At 74.0% G+C, this 19,917-nt stretch carries 17 protein-coding genes; 8 read left to right on the forward strand and 9 right to left on the reverse strand.

Annotated features, from left to right (window positions below; translation table 11 throughout):
- Window positions 1-144 precede the first annotated feature (144 nt).
- The gene (locus KIS93_RS31125) at window positions 145-1,311 is read left to right on the forward strand and encodes an acyl-CoA dehydrogenase family protein (protein WP_080044292.1); all 1,167 of its coding nucleotides are present in this window, start codon (window positions 145-147) and stop codon (window positions 1,309-1,311) included.
- An 81-nt stretch (window positions 1,312-1,392) separates the two neighbouring features.
- Complete coding sequence (locus KIS93_RS31130) at window positions 1,393-2,178, forward strand: alpha/beta fold hydrolase (protein WP_080044291.1); 786 nt, start codon at window positions 1,393-1,395, stop codon at window positions 2,176-2,178.
- Here KIS93_RS31130 and KIS93_RS31135 read toward each other — a convergent pair whose 3' ends face one another.
- On the reverse strand, window positions 2,179-2,994 hold the full coding sequence (locus KIS93_RS31135) for a patatin-like phospholipase family protein (protein WP_080044290.1): 816 nt from the start codon (window positions 2,992-2,994) through the stop codon (window positions 2,179-2,181).
- Window positions 2,995-3,058: 64 nt separating this feature from the next.
- Here KIS93_RS31135 and KIS93_RS31140 point away from each other — a divergent pair, with 64 nt between their 5' ends.
- The 4 genes from KIS93_RS31140 to KIS93_RS31155 are packed head-to-tail and all read left to right on the forward strand — an operon-like array spanning window position 3,059 to window position 7,137.
- The gene (locus tag KIS93_RS31140; protein ID WP_155128868.1) at window positions 3,059-3,232 is read left to right on the forward strand and encodes a hypothetical protein; all 174 of its coding nucleotides are present in this window, start codon (window positions 3,059-3,061) and stop codon (window positions 3,230-3,232) included.
- 55 nt (window positions 3,233-3,287) lie between these two features.
- Entirely contained in the window at window positions 3,288-5,408 is a 2,121-nt protein-coding gene (locus tag KIS93_RS31145; protein WP_230465714.1) for a peptidase domain-containing ABC transporter, read from the forward strand.
- 29 nt (window positions 5,409-5,437) lie between these two features.
- Window positions 5,438-5,980, forward strand: coding sequence for an RNA polymerase sigma factor (locus KIS93_RS31150; protein ID WP_080044288.1), 543 nt, complete (start codon window positions 5,438-5,440; stop codon window positions 5,978-5,980).
- On the forward strand, window positions 5,977-7,137 hold the full coding sequence (locus KIS93_RS31155; RefSeq protein WP_080044287.1) for a CU044_5270 family protein: 1,161 nt from the start codon (window positions 5,977-5,979) through the stop codon (window positions 7,135-7,137). Before KIS93_RS31150 ends, KIS93_RS31155 begins: the two co-directional genes overlap by 4 nt.
- Before the next feature lie 15 nt (window positions 7,138-7,152).
- Here KIS93_RS31155 and KIS93_RS31160 read toward each other — a convergent pair whose 3' ends face one another.
- The 3 genes from KIS93_RS31160 to KIS93_RS31170 form a co-directional block, all read right to left on the reverse strand.
- On the reverse strand, window positions 7,153-9,372 hold the full coding sequence (locus tag KIS93_RS31160; protein WP_230465713.1) for a polysaccharide lyase 8 family protein: 2,220 nt from the start codon (window positions 9,370-9,372) through the stop codon (window positions 7,153-7,155).
- 143 nt (window positions 9,373-9,515) lie between these two features.
- On the reverse strand, window positions 9,516-10,736 hold the full coding sequence (locus KIS93_RS31165) for a hypothetical protein (protein ID WP_155128866.1): 1,221 nt from the start codon (window positions 10,734-10,736) through the stop codon (window positions 9,516-9,518).
- A gap of 77 nt (window positions 10,737-10,813) precedes the next feature.
- The gene (locus tag KIS93_RS31170) at window positions 10,814-11,794 is read right to left on the reverse strand and encodes an Lrp/AsnC family transcriptional regulator (RefSeq protein ID WP_222107670.1); all 981 of its coding nucleotides are present in this window, start codon (window positions 11,792-11,794) and stop codon (window positions 10,814-10,816) included.
- Window positions 11,795-11,879: 85 nt separating this feature from the next.
- Between KIS93_RS31170 and KIS93_RS31175 the strand changes: the two genes are divergently transcribed.
- On the forward strand, window positions 11,880-13,262 hold the full coding sequence (locus KIS93_RS31175; RefSeq protein WP_080047401.1) for a DHA2 family efflux MFS transporter permease subunit: 1,383 nt from the start codon (window positions 11,880-11,882) through the stop codon (window positions 13,260-13,262).
- A gap of 25 nt (window positions 13,263-13,287) precedes the next feature.
- On the opposite strand, the gene KIS93_RS31180 is transcribed toward KIS93_RS31175, so the two are convergent.
- The 5 genes from KIS93_RS31180 to KIS93_RS31200 form a co-directional block, all read right to left on the reverse strand.
- Window positions 13,288-14,487: an alpha/beta hydrolase gene (locus KIS93_RS31180; RefSeq protein ID WP_080044284.1), complete on the reverse strand. Its 1,200-nt coding sequence runs from the start codon at window positions 14,485-14,487 to the stop codon at window positions 13,288-13,290.
- A gap of 42 nt (window positions 14,488-14,529) precedes the next feature.
- Window positions 14,530-15,954, reverse strand: coding sequence for a WGR domain-containing protein (locus KIS93_RS31185; protein ID WP_080044283.1), 1,425 nt, complete (start codon window positions 15,952-15,954; stop codon window positions 14,530-14,532).
- 68 nt (window positions 15,955-16,022) lie between these two features.
- Complete coding sequence (locus KIS93_RS31190; RefSeq protein WP_080044282.1) at window positions 16,023-16,490, reverse strand: ATP-binding protein; 468 nt, start codon at window positions 16,488-16,490, stop codon at window positions 16,023-16,025.
- A 179-nt stretch (window positions 16,491-16,669) separates the two neighbouring features.
- On the reverse strand, window positions 16,670-17,029 hold the full coding sequence (locus KIS93_RS31195) for a 4a-hydroxytetrahydrobiopterin dehydratase (RefSeq protein ID WP_080044281.1): 360 nt from the start codon (window positions 17,027-17,029) through the stop codon (window positions 16,670-16,672).
- A gap of 54 nt (window positions 17,030-17,083) precedes the next feature.
- Window positions 17,084-19,372: a xanthine dehydrogenase family protein molybdopterin-binding subunit gene (locus KIS93_RS31200; RefSeq protein ID WP_080044280.1), complete on the reverse strand. Its 2,289-nt coding sequence runs from the start codon at window positions 19,370-19,372 to the stop codon at window positions 17,084-17,086.
- Window positions 19,373-19,446: 74 nt separating this feature from the next.
- On the opposite strand from KIS93_RS31200, the gene KIS93_RS31205 reads away from it, so the two are divergent.
- Window positions 19,447-19,917, forward strand: coding sequence for an MSMEG_6728 family protein (locus KIS93_RS31205; RefSeq protein ID WP_080044279.1), 471 nt, complete (start codon window positions 19,447-19,449; stop codon window positions 19,915-19,917).

The following is a 19,917-nucleotide window of genomic DNA, read 5'->3' on the forward strand; positions in this document are numbered from 1 at the left end:
GAGTTGCTCTCGCCTGCCTCATGCCCCATGGCGTCCGCATGACACCTGGTCAGAGCGCTGCCAGGCGGCCGGCTCTGGACAAGGCGCCGCGAACGTGATCTGACGGAGAAAGAGGGCCACGATCACGAACAGGAGCACCTGGACATGAGCGACACGCCACGACTGCACAGAGCAGGCACGACGCTGCTGGAGCGGGCCCGCGACCTGCGCCCCCTGATCGAGCGCGAGGCCGAGCGGGCCGAGACGGACGGGAAGCTGACCGCACCCGTCGTGGACGCCCTGCACGACGCGGGCCTGTTCGGCAGCTGGGTGCCGGCGCCGCTCGGGGGCGCCGAGCTGTCCCCGGCGGAGCTGCTCGCCATCTTCGAGACGCTGACGTACGCGGACCCGTCCACGGGCTGGGTCGTCATGGCCACCTGCCTCGAGAACGGCACGGCCGGCGCCTACCTGGGCGAGGACGCCGTCGAACGCATCTTCAAGGGCCCCCGGATGCCGCTGATCGCCGGCCAGGGCACCCGGACGGGCGTGGCCGTGCCGGAGAACGGCGGGCACCGGCTCACCGGGCAGTGGAGCTTCGCCTCGGGCATGTACCACGCGCAGTACGCCCACAGCGCCGCCGTCGTCGAGGGCACCGACGAGGTGCGCATCTTCATCACCCCCATCGAGGACGTCAAGATGCTCGGCAACTGGGACGTCCTGGGCCTGCGCGCCACGGGCAGCATCGACTACAGCATCGACGGGGTCTTCGTGCCGGAGTCGCAGTCCCACGCCTTCGCGCTGGACGAGCCGCTGCGCGGCGGCGCGATCTACCGGCTCGGCCTGCTCGACCAGGCGCTCATCTGCCACTCGGGCTGGGCGCTCGGCATCGGCCGCCGCCTCCTGGACGAGCTGGCCGGGTACGCGGCCGCGCGCAGCGGGCGGCCGGGCCAGCTCGCCGGCAGCGACGCCTTCCACACGGGCTTCGCGCGGGCCGAGGCGAAGTTCCGCGCGGCCTCGGCGCTGATCCGCGAGACGTGGGACGGGGTGGAGCGCACGCTCGACGACGGCGGGCGGCTCAGCGTCCGGCAGGAGACGATGGTCCGGCTCGCGCTCAACCACATCACCGCGACGGTCACGGAGGTGGCCGCGTTCGTCTACGCGTCGGGCGGCACGACGGCGCTGCGTGACGGGCTGATCCAGCGCCTGTTCAGGGACGCGCAGGCGGGCGCCGCGCACATCCTGTCGGGGCCGCAGGCGCTCAGGGAGTGCGGCAGGGAGCTGGCGGGGCTGGCGCAGGGCGAGAGGTGGGTGGTCCTGGGCCTGGAGGGGTGAGTTTCCGCGCCGGCGATGAGTTCTCGCCGCGAGCTGGGTCGAACCTGCGACAGACGTGCCTGAGCGAAGGAAGGTCCCGCCATGACGACCACCGTCCACATCCTGGAGCGCCCGGACGTGCGGCTGCGTTACGAGGTGCGCGGCTCCGGGCCGCTGCTGGTGCTGACCGGCGCGCCGATGGCGGCGGCGGAGTTCGCGCCGCTGGCCGAGGCGCTGGCGGGCGACCGCACGGTGGTCACACACGATCCGCGCGGCATCTCGGGCAGCGTGCTGGCCGACCCGGCGCAGGACTCCACGCCCGAGCTGCGGGCCGGCGACCTCGCCGCCATCCTCGACGACCTGGGGGCGGACTCGGCCGACGTGTTCGGCAGCAGCGGCGGCGCGGTGACGGGGCTGGCGCTGGTCGCCCGGCACCCGGGCCGGGTGCGGACGCTCGTGGCGCACGAGCCGCCCTGCGTCGAGCTGCTGCCGGACGCCGCCGAGCAGCGCGCCGCGGTGGACGACATGATCGAGACCTTCCACCGCGACGGGCTGTGGGCGGCGTTCGCGAAGTTCATGGGGAACGCCGGTTTCGAGGAGGGTGAGGAGGCCGGGCCGCCCCCGTCGGAGCAGGTGGTGGCCGACGGCTCGCGGTTCTTCGCGCACGAGCTGCGCGGCACCACCCGCTACGTGCCCGACGTCGAGGCGCTGAAGGCGGGGCGGGTCGTCGTCGGGGTGGGCGCGGAGTCGGCGCAGCTCGTGACGTACCGGACGTCGGTGGCGCTGGCCGGGCTGATCGGCGTGACGCCCGTGGAGTTCCCCGGCGACCACGGAGGGTTCGTGGCACATCCGGAGAAGTTCGCCGAGGTGCTGCACGGCCTCCTCTGACTACCGCCACATCGCGGCCACCCGGGCCGCCGCCGCGCGGCCCTGGGCGTAGCCGGCCTCGGCGCTGGGCGTGCGCGACTCGGGGGCGAGCGGGTCGGTGCCGAACGCGGCCAGCGTCGCCTCGTCCGGCTCGATCACTTCCACCGTGCCGTCCAGCCGCGTCCAGGCGGGCTCGCCCACCTCTGCCATGGGGGCGAGCACGAGCACCCGGTCGAAGCCCGCCGCCAGGTCGGCGTTGGTGCTCGTGCGCACGCCGCCGTCCATGTACCGCACCCCGTCGATGGTCACGCACGGCCACACCCCGGGGACGGCGCAGCTCGCCGCCACCGCGTCCACCAGCCCGACGCCCGAGCCGCGCTCGAACAGGCGCACCTCGCCGGAGACCGCCTCCACCGCCACGATCACCAGGTCACGGTCCGGCCACTCGTGCACGGGCAGGCGGGCCTCGATGACCGCGCGCCGCTCGGCCTCGGGGACGGTGGCGGCGGCCAGCGCGAGCGCGCCGATCTCGCGCCGCTGCGCGGCCGGGTCGAGCCCGCTCTCGGCGATGGCCTGCAGCTTGACCCACAGCTCCGGCAGCGACACGCCGCTCACCAGCTCCGGCGTCTGCAGGGCCGGGTCGGTCTGGCGGGCCAGCAGCTCCTTCAGCGGCAGGCCGCTGGTGACCTGGGCGGCCACCGTGGAGCCCGCCGACGTGCCGATGATCCGGTCGGCGGCCGTGACGTCGACGCCTTCGTCCGCGAGCGCGGCCAGCACGCCCGTCTCCCATGCGATCCCGGCGACGCCTCCGCCGCCCAGCACCAATGCTCGTCTCATGGGCCCACCGTATGCCTGTGGGTCACAAGTGGCTTCCAAGCCCTCTTGCCTACGTTCGTCCGGTATGAGGCTCATCTACCGGGAGGAGGCGCTGCGCGAGCGGGAGCGGGGGCGGGCCTCCGCGCGCAGGCCGGCGGTCGCGCGCGGGCCGTCGTTCCTCGTCCTGTGGATCGCGGCGGCGATCGTCGTCACGGCCGGGATCGGCGTGACCGCGCTGGCTCTGGGAACGCTGCGATGAGGCGGCGCGTGCCGGTCACCGCGCCGGCCCTGGGGGCGCTGCGATGAGGCGGCGCGTGCCGGTCGTGCTGCAGAACACCGACACCGAGTGCGGCGCGGCCTGCCTGACCATGGTGCTCGCCCACCACGGCCACCGCACCACCCTGCACCAGGTCGCCGACCGGCTCCGGATCGGCAGGGACGGGCTGAGCGCGAAGGCCGTCGTGGACGGCGCGCGCGAGCACGGTCTCCAGGCGCGGGCCTTCTCGCTGGCGCCCGAGGACCTGGCGCGGGTGCCGCTGCCGGCGGTGGCGCACTGGGAGTTCGGCCACTTCGTGGTCGTCGAGCGCTGGTCGCCGGACCGGGTGGACATCGTGGACCCCGCGCAGGGGCGGCGCACGCTGACGCCGCAGGAGTTCGGGGCCGGGTTCACCGGCGTGCTGCTGGTCTTCCAGCCGGGCGAGGGGTTCCGTCGCGGCTCGTCGTCGATGGCGGGGGCGTGGCGGCGGGAGTTCGCGCGCACGCTGCTGCGGCGGCGCAGGGGGCTGCTGGCGCAGATCGTGGCCGCGTCGCTGCTGCTGCAACTGCTCGGGCTGGCGCTGCCGCTCTTCTCCGGGCTGTTGGTCGACACGATCGTCCCGGCGCGGGCGGCGCAGGCGCTGCCGCTGCTCGGCGTGGCCGTCGCGTTGGCGGGGGCGGCGCAGTTCGTGATCGGGTACCTGCGGGCGGCGCTGCTGGTCGCGGTGCGGGCCAGGGCCGACCAGGAGCTCACCGAGAGCGTGGTGGGGCACCTGGTGGCGCTGCCGTACCGGTACTTCACCAGCCGCGCCAAGGGCGACCTGGTGACGCGGGCGGCCGGCGTGTCCACGCTGGGCGACCTGCTGACCGGGCAGATCGTCGCGGCGCTGCTGGACGGGCCGCTGGCCGTGGGCTACCTCGTGCTCGTGTACTTCTGGGACCCGGTCTTCGGGCTGGCGCTGACCGGCGTGGCCGCGTTGCAGGCGGTGCTGCTGCTGGCCACCACGAGCAGGATCGCCGCGCTCGACCGGCAGGAGCTGACGGCGCTCTCGGCCTCGCAGAGCAGCCTCATCCAGACGATCACCGGCATCGAGACGCTGAAGGCGACCGGCGCCGAGCGGCGGGCCGTCGAGCAGTGGTCGGGCCACTTCGCCCGGCAGCTCGACGCCGACGTGCGGGCCGGGCTGACCAGGGGCCTGCTGGAGGCGGCGCTGTCGGCGATCCGGGTGACGGCGCCGCTCGGCCTGCTGTGGCTGGGCGCCTGGCGGGTGCTGGACGGCCGGCTCACGCTCGGCACCCTCATCGCGTTGAACGCCATCGCGCTCGGCGCGCTGACCCCGCTCGGCTCCCTGATGACCGGGCTGCAGAACCTCCAGCAGGCCGGGGCACACTTCGACCGCCTGTCGGACATCCTCGCCTCCGAGCCGGAGCCGAGCGACGGCATCGAGGTGCTGCGCCTGCGGGGCGCGGTCGAGGTGCGCGGCGTGAGCTTCCGCCACGACCCGCGCGGCGCGTGGACGGTCCGGGACGTCTCGCTCGCCGTCCGCCCCGGCCAGAAGGTCGCGCTCGTCGGCGCGTCCGGCTCGGGCAAGAGCACGCTGGCCCGGCTGCTGCTCGCGCTGCACGACCCGGTCGAGGGCGAGATCAGGTACGACGGCGTCCCCGCGACCGAGCTGAACCTGCGGACGCTGCGCCGCCAGTTCGGCGTGGTCACCCAGGAGCCGTCCCTGTTCAGCGGCTCGATCAGGGAGAACATCGCGCTGAACGACCCCGGCGCCTCCCTCGCGCGGGTGGTCGCGGCGGCCCGGCTGGCGGCGCTGCACGACGAGATCGCGGCCATGCCCATGGGGTACGAGACGATGCTGACCGACGGCGGCGGCCTGTCGGGCGGGCAGCGGCAGCGCCTGGCCCTGGCCCGCGCCGTCCTGCCCCGCCCCAAGATCCTGCTGCTCGACGAGGCCACCAGCAACCTGGACAGCGCCACCGAGGCCGTCATCGAGGCCAACCTCGGCACGCTCGCGCAGACCAGGATCGTGATCGCGCACCGGCTCAGCACGATCAGGGACGCCGATGTCATCCTGGTCATCGACGGCGGACGGGTGGTGCAGCGCGGCACCCACGACGAGCTGATCGCGAGCGGCGGCAAGTACGCGCAACTGGTGGCCGCCCAAACGCGGTAATTTCGGCGCGTTCGGAGGGACTACTGGGTGTGGACGATCCCGAAGAACGATTCACCGACCTCTACGACCGGCACTACCGCAGCGTGCTGGGCTACGCCCTGCTGCGGGCCGACCGGGACGTGGCCGAGGACGTGTCGAGCGAGACGTTCCTCGTGGCGTGGCGGCGCCTGGCCGAGCTGCCGGAGCCGCCACTGCCCTGGCTGCTCGGGGTGGCGCGCAACCTGCTGGCCAAGCAGCGCGACTCGCGCCACCGCCGGCAGGCCCTCGTCGACCGCATAACGGCGCTCACCACCAGCCGCGACCACGAGGCGTGGGACGTGGCCGAGCACGTCGTCGACAGGGAGACCGCCCTGGCCGCGCTCTCCGCCCTGCCCGAGCGGGACGTGGAGGCGATGGTCTTCGCCACCTGGTACGGCCTGCCGCCCGAGCAGGCGGCCGGTGTCATGGGCTGCTCGGTGCGCACGTACAACGTGCGGCTGCACCGCGCCCGCAAGCGGCTGGCCCGGGCGCTCGGCCTGGACGGCGGCCGGCACCCCCGCGTTCTCAACACACCCTTGGAGGACCCCCGATGACTGACCGTACGTTCGCCCGGCTCAAGCCCGAGGGGCTGGACGAGCTCGCGGAGGACGGTTACCGCCGGCGCCGCTCCGGCGACCTGGCCCGGGCCTTCGCCACCCCGCGCACCGAGGCCGCTCCCCTGCGGCGGCGCCGCCCGTACGTGCTGGCGGCGGCCACCCTGGCGGCCGGGCTGGCGGCCGTCGCCGCCTCCGTGGTCGTCACCGGCGACCCGGCTCCGCGCCCGGCGCCGCCGTCCGCCTCCTCCGCCGCTCCAACGGTGGTGGACGCGCGCTCGTTCCTGCTGGCGGCGGCCACGACCGCGAAGCGCGAGCCGGCCGAGTCCGGCCGCTACTGGTACCTCAACGAGCGGACGCTGCAGAAGGTGCACGTCGCGCCCGGGGAGTACATGGCCGGGCTCAAGGAGCTGAGCGCGCGCTTCGAGAAGAAGGAGAAGGAGCTCAAGGGCGACCAGGAACGGCTCGAAGCGGCACGCGAGGAGTTCGAGCGGGAGGTCGGCGAGCTCAAGAGGCAGGAGCTGCCGTACACCGCCTTCGCGGCCGACACGACCGAGAGCTGGCGCGCCATGCGGCCGGGCGAGACCAGCCGCAGCGTGCGCGGCCAGGACGTGAAGGTCACGTTCGGCTCCGCGGAGGACGAGGCCGCCTGGCGCGCGGCCGGCTCCCCCGAGCTGGTGCAGCCCGGCGCCGGGCCGCGCGACGACGCGACGCCCCGGGTCCTGTCCATCGACAACCCGAGTCTGACCCTCCAGAACGTCCGCGAGCTGCCCACCTCCAAGGACGAGCTGAGGCGGCGCCTGGACGAGCTGTGGAAGCGCAGCCCCAACTCGGCGGACGTCGGCAAGGCCGGCTACCTGTGGCAGACCGGCGTGGACCTGATGACCGCGCCCATCCGGCCGGGCACCCGCTCCGCCCTCTACCAGGTGCTGGCCGACCAGCCGGGCATCGCGTCCAAGGGCGAGGTCAAGGACGCTCTGGGGCGTACGGGGGTCGCCCTGTCCGTGTCCACGGCCGACGGGGCCGACTTCCGGCTCGTCTTCGATCCGGGGACGGCCGAGCTGCTGGAGTACGACGTGGTGGACAAGGGGGTGACCCAGCTGCGCGTGGCGGTGGCCGGCATGGGCTTCACCGACAAGCTGGGCGAACGCCCCTGAGTCCAGTGGTGACCCTCACCCGCGGCCGAGCCGCACGGTGACGGTCAGCGAGGCGCCCTCCCGGTCGGCCGGCCGCTCGAACGTGAGCCGGCCGCCGCTCAGGAGGGCGTCCCCGTCCAGCAGCTCCGCCACCGGCATGGCCCAGGTCAGGGTCAGCTCGTCCAGGTCGCAGCGGGGGTCGGCGACGGTCACGGTGGCGGTGCCGTCGGGCCGCTCGCGCACCAGGGCCGCGCACGGGGCGGAGGCGGTCAGGCCGCCCGCCGTCCCGGCGCTCCAGAAGCAGGCGGCGGTGAGGCCCAGCGCGGGCACGTGCACGGCCTGGAGACCGGCCGTGTTGGCGAGCACCCGCACGGGAGCGCCGTCAGGCCCCGGCGTGGTCAGCGCGGCGGCGCGGGCCCGGGTGTCCTGCTTGCTCGCGCCCGGCAGCAGCAGGTACGCGTAGGAGGCCGCCCGCGGGTCGACGCCGTGGTCCAGCCAGAGCGTCACGTAGTCGCGGCTCACCCCGCCCCCGGTGCGGCGCTCCCGCAGCGTGCGCAGAGGCTGGCCGGGCAGCACGTACCCGCCGTGCCCCTCCAGGTGCGCCCAGCCGTCCCCGGTGTCGAGCCGGGCGGCGGTCCTGCGGTTGTCCACGACGGTCTCGACGGGCACGCCGTCCGCGCAGGTGATCCCCGCGCCCAGGCAGACGATCAGGTCGTCGAGGAAGAACCACGACTTGAACGCCTCCAGCGTGCTCTCCAGGCCGCTGAGGTGCTGGCCCACGGCCGCGTACGTGCCGTCGGTGGCCCCGCCGACCCACCGCCACGGCGTACGCGTGTCGCCCCAGGCCGCGCCCGCCCCGTCGGGCAGCCGCCGGGTCGAGACGGTGGTGCCCGGCAGCCGGTAGGGGTCCACGGTCGGCCAGAACGCGTCGGAGTACTGGTCGCCGTGCCCGCCGGCCCACCAGTAGAGCATCCCGGAGCCGGTGTGCCAGCCGCGCAGGTTCTCTCCGTTGCCGTGCTCGTAGTGGCCGATCCGGTGCGAGGCCATGCTGAGCGCCGCACACCAGCCGGGCCTGCGGTGCACGGCCCGCGCGCTCATCGGCAGCAGCCGGTGCCCGACCGGCTCGGCCGCCGCGGGCACCGCCCCGTCCGCGAGGAGCGCCGCCAGGCGGGCGTGGAAGGCGGGCTCGGCCGCGTGCTCCAGCATCGGCCGGGACGTGCCGCGCTCCGCCCAGCCCTTGACCATGGCCCGCCAACGCGCCCGGGTCCCGGCGGGGGCGCTCTCCCCCAGCAGCAGGACGGCGGCGGCGATCTCCCGGCCGCGCTCGTGGTCGCCGAACGGCCGCCGGCCGACGCTGCGCCCGCGTACGAGGTCCATGCAGGCCCCGTCGTGCACGAACGGCGCGAACGAGCGCTCGACCGTGTCGAAGATCCGCTGGTCGGCGAGCTCCCAGGGGGAGCCGCGCAGCACCGCGTACAGGGTGGCCAGGCCCGACAGCAGCGTCACCCCGTAGGCGCCCTGATAGGGCACGTACGAGTGCTGGATGAACGACCCGTCCCGGTAGAACCCGTCCCCTTCCGAGACCGTCGCGAACACCGGCGACAGCGCCGAGACCGCCAGCCGCGCCCTGGCGTGGTCGTCGTCGAGCATCGCGCGCAGCAGCGTCACCACGCACAGGTCCACCCGGTTCGCGGCGGTGCTGTTGCCCTCGTAGCGGCGCAGGCGGCGCTCCGGCACGTAGTGGTCGACGGCCTCGGCCAGCGCGGCGCTCCCGGTGCCGGTCAGCACGGATGCGTCCAGCAGCGCCTTCGGCACGCCGATCTGCCAGTGCCACCAGTTGCCCGGGGCGTCGCCGCCGGCGGCGTACACGTGCCGCCGGTAGTGCTCGACCCCCTCGGCCACGGCCTCGGCGAGTGTCGCGTCGCCCAGGCCCAGCGCGTACGCCTGCGCCATGACCCGCAGCCGCCTGGGCGTGGCCACGAACGACGGGAACGGCTGGTCGGGCCAGAGCGAGGAGGGGCCGGGCGCCATCGTGGCGCGGTACCGCCCGGCGGCCCTGGCGAGCGCCGCCAGCCGGGCGTGGTACCCCTCGGAGTCGTGCCCCGGCCCGGCCGTCACCTCGCGCCAGCGGCGGCGCAGCCGCACGAACGTGTCGTCGGGCGTGTGCGCGGCCGCCGCCGGCGCCAGCGCGCCCATCGTGCCGGCCGCGGTCACGCCGCCGAGCCGGAGGAATAATCGCCTGGAGGGCAGCCGCACGCCTCGATTATCACGCCCGGCGCGCCTCGGTGATCACGCGCGGCGTATCTCGGCGATCACGCCCGGCGTATCTCGGCGATCACGCCCGGCGTGTGTCGGTGATCACGCCCGGCGTGTCTCGGTGAGCACGCGCGACCCCGTCGTCACCCTCGGCGCAGGGTGACGAACCAGTCGAGCACCTCGGGCATCGACCGGAAGGCCGACGTCATGTGATCGACGTCCCCCACGTCCTTCAGCGACGCCTTCACCCCGCTCACCTTGAGGTCCCGCAGGCAGTGGCGGGCGTTGTCGTAGGCGACGTCCTTGTCGCCGCGCGCCGCGAACAGCCGCACCGGCACCCCGGCCCGCCAGCCCGCGCACGTGGTGTCGTTGACCCGCATCGCCCGCAGCACCGCCCCCGACGGCTTGGCGATCCGCTCCAGGTAGGCGGCGGTGACGAGGTCGCGCGGTGAGGCGGGCAGCCCGGCCGCGATCTCCTCGAAGCTGTGGTCCCCGTCGAACAGCTTCTCCACCGCGGGGTCGCGGAACACCTCGGCCGGCGTGTCGTAGAAGTGGTGCAGCCGGTTCATCGACACCGTCCAGTACGCCAGGTAGAAGGTGGCGCTGTGCGGGTCGAGCCGGCCGTCGAGCAGGGCGGGGATCTCGGCGGAGCGCACGTGGTAGGGCCCGGAGACCGGCGCGGCGCCGCGCAGCCGGTACGCCCCGTCCGCCCGCAACGCCTTGCCCAGCGCCATGGCCGCGTGCCCGCCCTGGGAGAACCCGGTGACCAGCACGTCGCCGCTCAGCGCGCGTCCCTGCTGCCCGGCCAGCTCCCCGGCGGCCCGCAGCAGGTCGGCGGAGGCACTGGCCTCGCTGGCGGCGTCCATGTACGGGTGGAAGCCGGGCCCCTTGCCCAACCCGAGGTAGTCGGGCGCGACCCCGGCGAAGCCGGCGGCGGCGAACATCAGCGGGATGACCCGCCCGTCGCCGTCGTCCACGGACCCGGCGTCGGCCCTGGTCGCGAGGGTGCCGTGGGCGTAGCTGACCGTCCACAGCCCCTTGCGCGACCTGGCCGGCAGCGCGACGACGCCGCTGGCCGTGGTGGGCGTGCCGGTCACGCCGATCGTCCGGTAGACGACGGCGTAGAGGTCGGCGCCCTGCGGCCGGGCGGGCACGGGGAAGCCGGCCTTGGTGAGGTAGGCGGCGACCTGCTCGGCCGTCATGCGCGCCAGCAGCTCGGCCGTGACGATCGAGCCCCTGTTGTCGATCGTCACGGTCTCACGGGCGGGCGCGGCGGCGGCGAGCGCCGCGGGGGCGGTCGCGGTGGCCAGGACGAGTCCGGCGCAGGCGAGGGCGAGCAACCGGGTCCTCATGGGCGTTCTCATGTCACAGAACGCTACGAACCAGGACGACCTCGCCCCAGCCTGCGAGCCGCCGAACCGCCGGTAGTGCCTGCCCTACTTCACAGGGGCAGCACAGCCCCCGCCCGCTTGATCGTCCTGATGATCGGCGCGGTCTCGATGTGCCGGATCGCGGGCAGCGCGCCCAGGCTGTCGGTCACGTAGCGGTAGAACGCCTCGTCGTCGCGGCAGACGATGCTGGCCGTCAGGTTGGTCGGCCCGGTGGTCGCGCCCGCGAAGGCGACCTCGTGGTGCCCGGCCAGCGCCCGCCCGGTGGCGTCGATCTCGGCGGGCGGCACCGACATCCACAGCTGCGCCTCCACCTGGTAGTTCAGGAGGGCGGGCAGCACGTCCATGTCGAAGAAGAGCGCGCCCGCCGCGCAGAGCTGGTCCATCCGCCGTCGTACGGTCGACTCCGACCAACCGGTCACGGCGGCCAGGTCGGCGTGGGCGGTGCGGCCGTCGCGGGACAGCGCGTCGAGCAGCGCCTGGTCGCCGGGGCCGAGCACGATCGGCTCGCCCTCGCCCCGCCGGCGGTAGACCCGGCCCTCCTCCAGGTGGGCGACCTGCTCGGGGGAGAGCGCGGCGAGCCCCTGCCAGCCGACGCGCCCGCCGACGAACGTGTAGAGGGTCCGGTGCGCGGTCATCGAGAGCACGCGGTTGGTCCTGGCCAGCTTGCCGAGCAGCAGCGACTCGCGTTCGGCGGCGGTGCGCTGCAGCGTCCCGCAGGAGATCTCGGTGCCGCCGGACAGCAGGTGCACCCAGAACGTGTCGGAGCGCCGCCCGAGCGCCTCGGCGATCGCGACCGCCGCGTCCGGCGTGCAGCGCAGCCTGATCGCCCACGACTCGTAGCCGAGGCGGCGCCCGTCGACGACGCCGACCACGCGCAGCATGCCGGTGGAGCGCAGCCGCCGGTAGCGGCGCGCGACCCGCTGGTCCGACACCCCCAGCACCTCGGCGATGCGGCTGAACGAGGCCCGCCCATCCACTTGCAGCGCGTGCAGCAGCCCGCGGTCCACCTCGTCCAGCTCGATGATTTCCACCACCACAAGCTAGCTCATACGGAAAACCGCCAGAAGCACGGCCTCTGGTGGCGTTTACCCCCACCAGGGCTGCACCTTGGTCGCCATGACCACCACACAAGCACCGGAGCGGACCGCGGTCTCCTGGTCCCCCCTCGTCGCCGCCTGCCTGGGCGCCTTCATGCTGCTCGTGGACGTGACCATCGTCATGGTCGCGCTGCCCGGCATCACGGCCGACCTGGGCATGTCCTTCACCGACGCGCAGTGGCTGCTGGACGGCTACGCGCTCGCCCTCGCCGCGCTGCTGCTGGCCGCCGGCTCGTACGCCGACCACACCGGCCGGCGCAAGGTCTACCTGGGGGCGCTGGCGGTGTTCGCGCTGGCCTCGCTCGCCTGCGGGCTCGCGCCGAGCGGCGGGCTGCTGCTGGCCGCCCGCGTCGTGCAGGGCGTCGCCGCCGCCGCCATGATGGCCACCACCCTCGCCCTCATCAGCGCCACCTACCACGGCAGGCAGCGCGGCATCGCGTTCGGCGTGTGGGGCGGCGTGAACGGGGCCGCCGCGGCCGTCGCGCCCGTGCTCGGCGGCCTGCTCACCGAGCACCTGCACTGGCGGGCCATCTTCCTGGTGAACCTGCCGATCAGCCTGGTCGCCGCCTGGCTGACGCTGCGCGGCGTCGAGGAGTCGCGCCTGCCCGGCGGGGCCCGGCTCGACTGGGCGGGGATGGCCACGTTCACGCTGGCGGCGGGGGCGCTCACGTACGGGCTGATCGAGGCGGGCGAGCACGGCTGGGCGGCGGCGCGCACGCTGGTGCCGCTGGCCGTGGCCGCGGCGGCGTTCGTGGCCTTCCTCGTGGCCGAGTCGCGCAGCACGAACCCCATGCTGGACCTGCGGTTGTTCGCCGGGCGGTCGTTCAGCGGGATCATGGCGGGGGCCGGGCTGCTCATGCCGGCCGCGTTCGCCTGCCTGGCCTTCACCTCGATCTGGCTGCAGCAGGACCTGCGGCTCGGGCCGGTGATGGCCGGGGTGGCGCTGTCGCCGATGGCCGTCACGTCGCTGGTGTCCTCCGTGGCCGTCTCGCGGCTGTTCCCCGGCCTGCCGCCGCGCTTCGCGGTCGGCGGCGGGCTGCTGCTGATCGGCGCGGGCGCGCTGCTCCAGGGCATGCTCGGCGCCGGCTCGGGCTGGGCCGTGCTGGCGCCCGGCCTGGTCGTCACCGGCCTCGGCGTCGGCCTGGCCGTCCCGTCGCTCAGCTCGGCCGCCATGACGTACGCGCCGCCGCAGCGGGCGGGCATGGCCGCGGGCACGGTCAACACGGTCAGGCAGCTCGGGTACGCGCTCGGCATCGCCCTGCTCGGCCTGCTCTACCGCGACGGCGGGGGCTACGCCGCCCTGAACGACGTCTACCGGGCCAGCGCGGTCACCGGCGTCGTGGCGGGCCTGCTCGTGCTGGCGGCCGTCACGGGTGCCCGGCCGGCAGCGCATCGCGGATGATCCGAGCCCGTCGTGGGGGCGGCCGTCACGGGTGCGCGGCCGGCAGCGCGTCGCGGAGGATCCAGCGCAGCCCCTCGACGAGGTGCACCCACCACCAGTAGGGGTCGTGGCCGCCGACCCACTCCTCGTGCCGGTGCGCGATGCCGGCGCCGCTCAGGATCGCGGCCAGGTCCCGCGCGCAGTCGCGGAACCCGCTCTCGATCGTGCCCGCCGCCAGGTACCGTGGCGCCCGGACGGTGACGTCGAGCTCCGGCGGCGGCAGGTTGGGGCTGAGCGCCACGGCGGCCGCGATCCGGTCCGGCCGCCGGTCGGCCGCTCCCAGCGCGAAGCTGGCGCCGTTGGAGAACCCGGCGCTGATCACGTGCGTGGCCTCCGGGAAGCGCGGCAGGACCTCGTCCACGGCGAAGGCCAGGTGCGCGGCGAATCGATCGGGATCGACGCCGGGGATGTACTCCCTGGTCCGCCCGTCCGGGTACGGGCCCGGCGTGCGGTCGCAGTGCAGGCCCACCAGCAGCAGCGGCGGCAACGTCCCGGCCGCGACGGCGGCGTCCACGTACGGGGCGGAGCCCGGCACGCTCTGCCCGTCGGCGTGCAGGCACAGCGGCATCGGCCCCGCCGGGCCGGGCGGGCGGTAGACGGTGATCGCGCGGGGGCGGCCCAGACGGGAGCTGTCGACGACGTGCTCGGTGACGGTGCCGAGCAGCGGTGCCGACGACGGCGGCGCGGGCGCCGCGAGCGCGCCACGCCACAGGCGTTCCACCGGCTGCTCGTGCGGCCGGTGGGAGGTCGCCGCGACGACGCTGATCACCGCCTCCTCCAGCCGCCGGATCCGCACCGACAGCTCCCACAGGTCGTCGGCGCCCCGCACCGGCCACATCGCCAGCTGCACGCCCGCGCTGAGCCGCGGCTCGTCACCGCGCCAGAGCACGTGCAGGACGTCGTCCTCGCTCCACACCGCCAGCGGCCCGTCGGTCAGCCTGCGGCGCAGCTCCTCCGGCTCGCGCCGGCGCCACACGCGGGCGCACTCCATCCCCTTGGGCAGCGGCCTGCGGTAACGCCTCCTGGCGCGCCGCCGGTTGCGGGCGAGCAGGCTCTTCTGTCGCTCGGCCATCGTCTCCCGCCCCGCCGCGGCGCGCTCCTCGTCGGACACGCCGATGTCGCCGTACGCGACCTCCTCGCCGTCCATCACCACGGTGTGCACGGCCAGCCGATCGTCCTTGGGCATACCCGTACGAAAACCCTCCGCGTACGGGTGCGCAAGACCCACTCAGAGCAGGCGCCGGATCTCCCCGTAGGCGCGGTAGAAGCCGCCGCGCCCGGCCGAGCGCACGCCGTCCACCAGGTAGCGGGCGCCCGGCTCGCGGATGTCCTTGGGGAACTGCACGTTCCACGACTCGTAGCCGGGGCTGATCACCCGCACGCGCAGCCGCTCGCCCTCCCTGACGCACTCCACCACGACGCCGTCTCCCGCGTCGCCGGCCGTGGCCGTGACCGTCTCCAGCACGGCCGACGGCTCGACCGCCTCCAGCGACGCCGCCGCCTTGACGTCCACCGGCTGCGGCACGCTGCCCGTGCGGGCCGCGGCGATGGCCGCCTCGCTGGCGTCGATGCAGGCGAGGGTGCCGTCGGTGGTGACGATGTAGAGCCGGTCGTCCAGGTACTGCATGGAGAAGGCGGAGCCGCAGCCGGTGGCGAGCTTCCACAGCCGCTCGCCCGAGGCGTCGAAGCAGTAGACGGAGGAGTGGTTGTCGCCGGCGAACACGTGCCGGCCGCCCGGCGAGGTGGCGCAGGAGTAGACGGCGCCGTCGCACTGGTAGACGGCCTCCACCCGGCCGTCGCCCTTGGCCAGGCGGTGCACGGTGCGGCGGCCGGTGCCGGCGTACACCGAGTGCTCCTCCTGCCAGCCGAACAGCACCTGGTCGGCGACGTCGGTCTCCCAGACCGGGGTGCCGTCGGAGATGTCGTAGCGGGCGACGCCGCGCGAGTGGCCGAAGTAGACCGAGTCGGCGTCGCACCGGACCATCCAGGCCGAGTCGCCGCCGCTGGTGCGGGCCCACTGGAACTCGTCCTCGTAGTCGATGGCGGTGACCCGGCCGGCGCGGTCGGAGACGCCGAGGACGCCGTCGTGGATGTCGAGCCAGTAGATGTCCACGTCGGCCGCGATCTCGTAGGCGGACCTGGGCACCTTGCCGCTGAGATCGTAGACGCGGCCGTCGTCGCAGCCGGCGTAGATCCAGAAGTCGTCGGCCACGATGCACTTCACGCCGTCGGGCAGCCGGAAGCGGCCGGTCACGGTGCCGGAGTGGGTGACGGTGTAGACGTCGCCGCGCTGGTTGCCGACCCAGCAGCGCTCGCCGTCCACGAAGATGCCGAACGCGGAGGCGCCGCTGTCGAAGCGCCACAGCACCGGGGCCTGCTGGGCGGTGGAGCGGGTGCTGGTGATGGCCCTGCGGGTGACGGCGCGGCGCTGGCGCACCCCGCGCACGGCGGGCGCGTAGCCCTTGCGGGTCTTCTCCGCGAGCTTCTTGGCCGCCGCCGCCTGGGCCTTGGCCTCGGTGGGGAACGAGGTGACCTTGGTCTGACCCGTCTCGCCGATCCGCCCGTACGTGATCGTGACGTCGGTGCCGGCCACGATCACCTCGTAGAACTTGTGCGATCCGCCGCCGTCCTCAGACAGCTCCAAATAGGTCATGTCCGCGTTTCTCCAGAATCGGGCCTTGATCGATTGCTGGGGAGCGTAGAGGACGGCGGCGACAAAAGTCAGAAACCCGCACGGATCGGCACCACATTGGGTGCGGTGCCCGCGCGCGGGAGCGCGAACCACGTGGCCTTGCCGACCAGGTCCGGCTGCGTCACGTAACGCTGGGGGTGGCAGCCGTAGAAGCCGTCGGACAGCCTGGCCACGATGCGCAGCCCGCGCCCGTGCTCGGCGCCGAGATCGTGGGGGGCCTGGGCGGGCAGGACGGGGCTGCCGTCCACGACGACGAACATGATGTCCTTCTCGTCCACATGGAGGATGAGTTCGTACGGGGCGTCGCCGTACATGAAGGCATTGGTGATCAATTCGCTCACCATGAGAACGGCGTCGTCAACGAGATCGGAGGAAAGGGAGAGTTCCGACAATTCCATGCGAATGAGGGCACGTGCTTGACCGACCGTCCGCGCGTCCTCGCGCAACGGCCACGCGTACTGCTTCCGGCTCCTGCGAGTCGATCGCAGCCTGGTCATGGCATCTCTCTCCGGTACCGAGGGGCAGCGAATGCGCCTGTCACTCAACAAGAGGACCTGCCTATGGGTTGACGTACAACGGTGTCGAAACGTGTACGTACGGAGGCGCTGATCGGGTCGAATTTTCCGTGAAATATCACAGAATTCTTTAGGCGCCTGCCCGAAACCCCGATAAAAGGTCAGGAGCGGCCGATCTCATCGATGAGCTCGTCCACCCGCCTGGCCAGCTCCAGGTCCAGGGAGGTCACCGCGCTCACCGCCACCGTCCGCACCAGCAGGGTCAGCCCGTCGGGGGTGTCGTGGAGCTGCGGCTGGCGGCCGTAGGTGATCTTGAGCTGGTCGAGGGCCCGGCGGATGGCGAGCAGGTTCTCCTGCGGCAGCAAGAGCGTCCTGCGCAGCCCCGACCGGTCGCCGCTCCAGCGCGGCAGCGCGCGCAGCGCCGCCGCGACCTCGTCGTCCGTCAGCGGAGCGCCGCGCCCCTTGGGCCCGGTGACGCCCCCACCGCTGCCCGGCCGCCGGAGCAGCTCCCGATGTCGCATCACGATGGTCCCCCGATCCCCCGTTCAGGCTCCTCGTGCCCAGGTCAGGGGCCGCTACGCCTGCAGCAGCGACCACACGCGGCCGGGGGTGAGCGGCACGTCGGTGACCCGGTCCGCGATCTCCGGCAGGGCGGCGGCGACCGCGTTGGCGATCGCGGCGGGCGGCCCGATCGTGCCCGCCTCGCCGACGCCCTTCATGCCGCCCGGCGTGACCGGGGAAGGCGTCTCCAGCATCACGACCCGGATGTCCGGCACCTCGCGGGTGGTCGGCGGCAGGTAGTCGGTGATCGGCTGGCCGTCGTCGGTGAAGACGATCTCCTCGGTCAGCGCCTCGCCGATGCCCTGCGCCACGCCGCCCATGATCTGGCCCTCGACCACGGCCGGGTTCACCAGCACGCCGGCGTCGTTGACCACCCAGTAGCCCTCCACCTCGACCGCGCCCGTCTCCGGATCGACGGCCACGGCCGCCGCGTGCGCGCCGTACGCGAAGGTGTAGCCGGTGGGATCGTAGCTGTCGCGTTCCTCCAGGCCGGGCGCGACGCCGTCGGGCAGGTCCCAGCCGCGCCACGCCGACGTGGCCAGCTCGCGCAGCGGCACCGACACCGCCGGGTCGCCCTTCACCCGCACCGCGTCGCCCGCCACCTCCAGGTCCGCGGCGGCGGCCTCCAGGCGGTGGGCGGCGATGGCCAGCAGCTTGTCCCGCAGCTTCAGCGCGGCCTTGGTGAGCGCCCCGCCGCCGACCGGCAGCGAGCGGCTGGCGATCGAGCCGATCGACGAGTACGGCGTCGTCGCCGTGTCCCCCAGCAGCACCCGCACCCGCTCGATCGGCACCCCGATCCGGTCGGCCGCGAGCTGGGCCAGCGCCGTCTCGATGCCCTGCCCGATCGAGACCACGCCCGCCGACACCACGACGCTGCCGTCCTGCTCCATCCGCAGCACCACGGACTCGTAGCCGCCCGCCGCCGCCCCCATGGCCTTGAGATCCATCGAGGGGCCGAGGCCGGTGGTCTCGACGTGGCAGGAGTACCCGACGCCGCGCCTGCGCCCGTCGTCCCCGCGCCGCTCCACCCCGGCCTCCTGGACGAGGTCGCGCAGCGTGCGCAGCGCGCGCGGGTAGTCGCCCGAGTCGTACGTCTGGCCCACCGCCGTCGTGCACGGCAGCTCCTCCGGCCGCAGCATGTTGCGCAGCCGCAGCTCGACGCGGTCGATCCCGAGCCGGCGCGCGGCCTCGTCGATCAGCCGCTCCCTGGTCAGCGTCGCCTCCGGCTGGCCGAAGCCCCGGTACGAGCCGGCCGGCGCGGTCGTCGTCACCACCCCCCGCACCCGCACCGCGAACCGGCCGAACCGGTAGGGCCCCGGCAGCAGCGTGGCCGTCACCGCGAACGTCGAGGCGCCCGTGTTGCCCGGATGGGCGCCGAGGTCGCCGAGCACGTCCACGTCCATGGCCACGAACCGGCCGTCGCCGTCGAGCGCCAGCCGCGCCCGGTGCACGGCCTGCCGCGCCGACATCGTGGCGGTCAGCCGGTCGCCCGGCGACTCCGTCCAGCTCACCGGGCGGCCCGCGCGCATCGCGGCCAGGCAGACCAGCGTCTCGTCCGGGTAGACGTGCTCCTTGGCGCCGAACCCGCCGCCGATGTCGCGGCTGATCACGCGTATCCGGTCGTGGGGCAGCCCGAACGCCTCCGCCAGGTGCTCGCGCACGTGGTGCGGCGCCTGCGAGGAGATGTGCACAATCAGCTCGTCGTCGGCGTACGCGGCCACCACGCCGCGCGGCTCCAGCGGGTACGGCGAGACCCGGCCCATCCTGCACACGAGCTCGACCACGTGCTCGGCCCCGTCGATGGCGGCCCCGCAGTCCTCGTCGCCCATCGCGAAGTCGGTGATCACGTTGGTGCCCAGCTCGGGGTAGAGCGGCGGCGCGTCGAGGGCCCGCTCGGCGCCGACCGTGGCGGGCAGCTCGTCGAGGTCGAGGTCGAGGAGGTCGGCGGCGTCCCTGGCGGCCTCCGGCGTGCGGGCGACGACGAGGGCGAGGGGCTGGCCGGCGTACCTGATGGTGTCGTCCAGCACGGGGTAGGAGGTGATGCGCTGGCCCGGCAGCACGTTCACGCAGGGCAGGCGCAGGTGGGCGGCGTCGGCGGTGGTGATGACATCGGTGACGCCCTCGACGGCCCAGACCGCCTTGGCGTCGCAGCCGAGCAGCCGGCCGTGGGCGATGGGGCTGCGGACGACGCAGGCGTGCAGCGAGCCGGGTAACCGTACGTTCCCGACGTACCTCGCCTTGCCGGTCAGCAGCCTGGCGTCTTCCCTTCGCGGCGTCCGTGCGCCGACATAAGGATCTCCCATGGCCTGATTGTGAGCGTCAGGCGGCGGGCGGTCTATACGATCCGGCGGGAAGGAGCACGTCAGCGGGGGTACAGATGCAAACGTTCCTGCCATATCCCGACTTCACGGCATCTGCGGCGGTTCTCGACCCGCTGCGGCTGGGCAAGCAGCGGGTCGAAGCCCTCCAGGTCCTGCGCGCCCTCACCGTCCCCGGGTACGGCTGGCGCCACCACCCCGCCGTCAAGATGTGGACCGGCTACGAGGAGGCGCTCGTCCGCTACGGCCTGGAGGTGTGCGGGCACTGGTGCTCCATGGGGCGGGCCGACACCTGCGCCGGCACGATGACGACCGAGCTGGCCCAGCTCCGGGGCGCCCCCGGCATCCGGACGCAGGCCGAGCTGGGCGCGGCCAGGGAGCTGCCGCCGTGGCTCGGCGACGAGCGGCTGCACCTCAGCCACCGCTCGGCGCTGCTGCGCAAGGACCCCGGCTTCTACCGGCCCATCTTCGGGGACGAGCCGGACGACCTCGACTACGTCTGGCCTCGCTCGGACCGCCTGCCCGCCTGA

Origin of the sequence: [Actinomadura] parvosata subsp. kistnae (assembly GCF_900323885.1) — a bacterium.
Classification (GTDB): Bacteria; Actinomycetota; Actinomycetes; order Streptosporangiales; family Streptosporangiaceae; genus Nonomuraea; species Nonomuraea composti.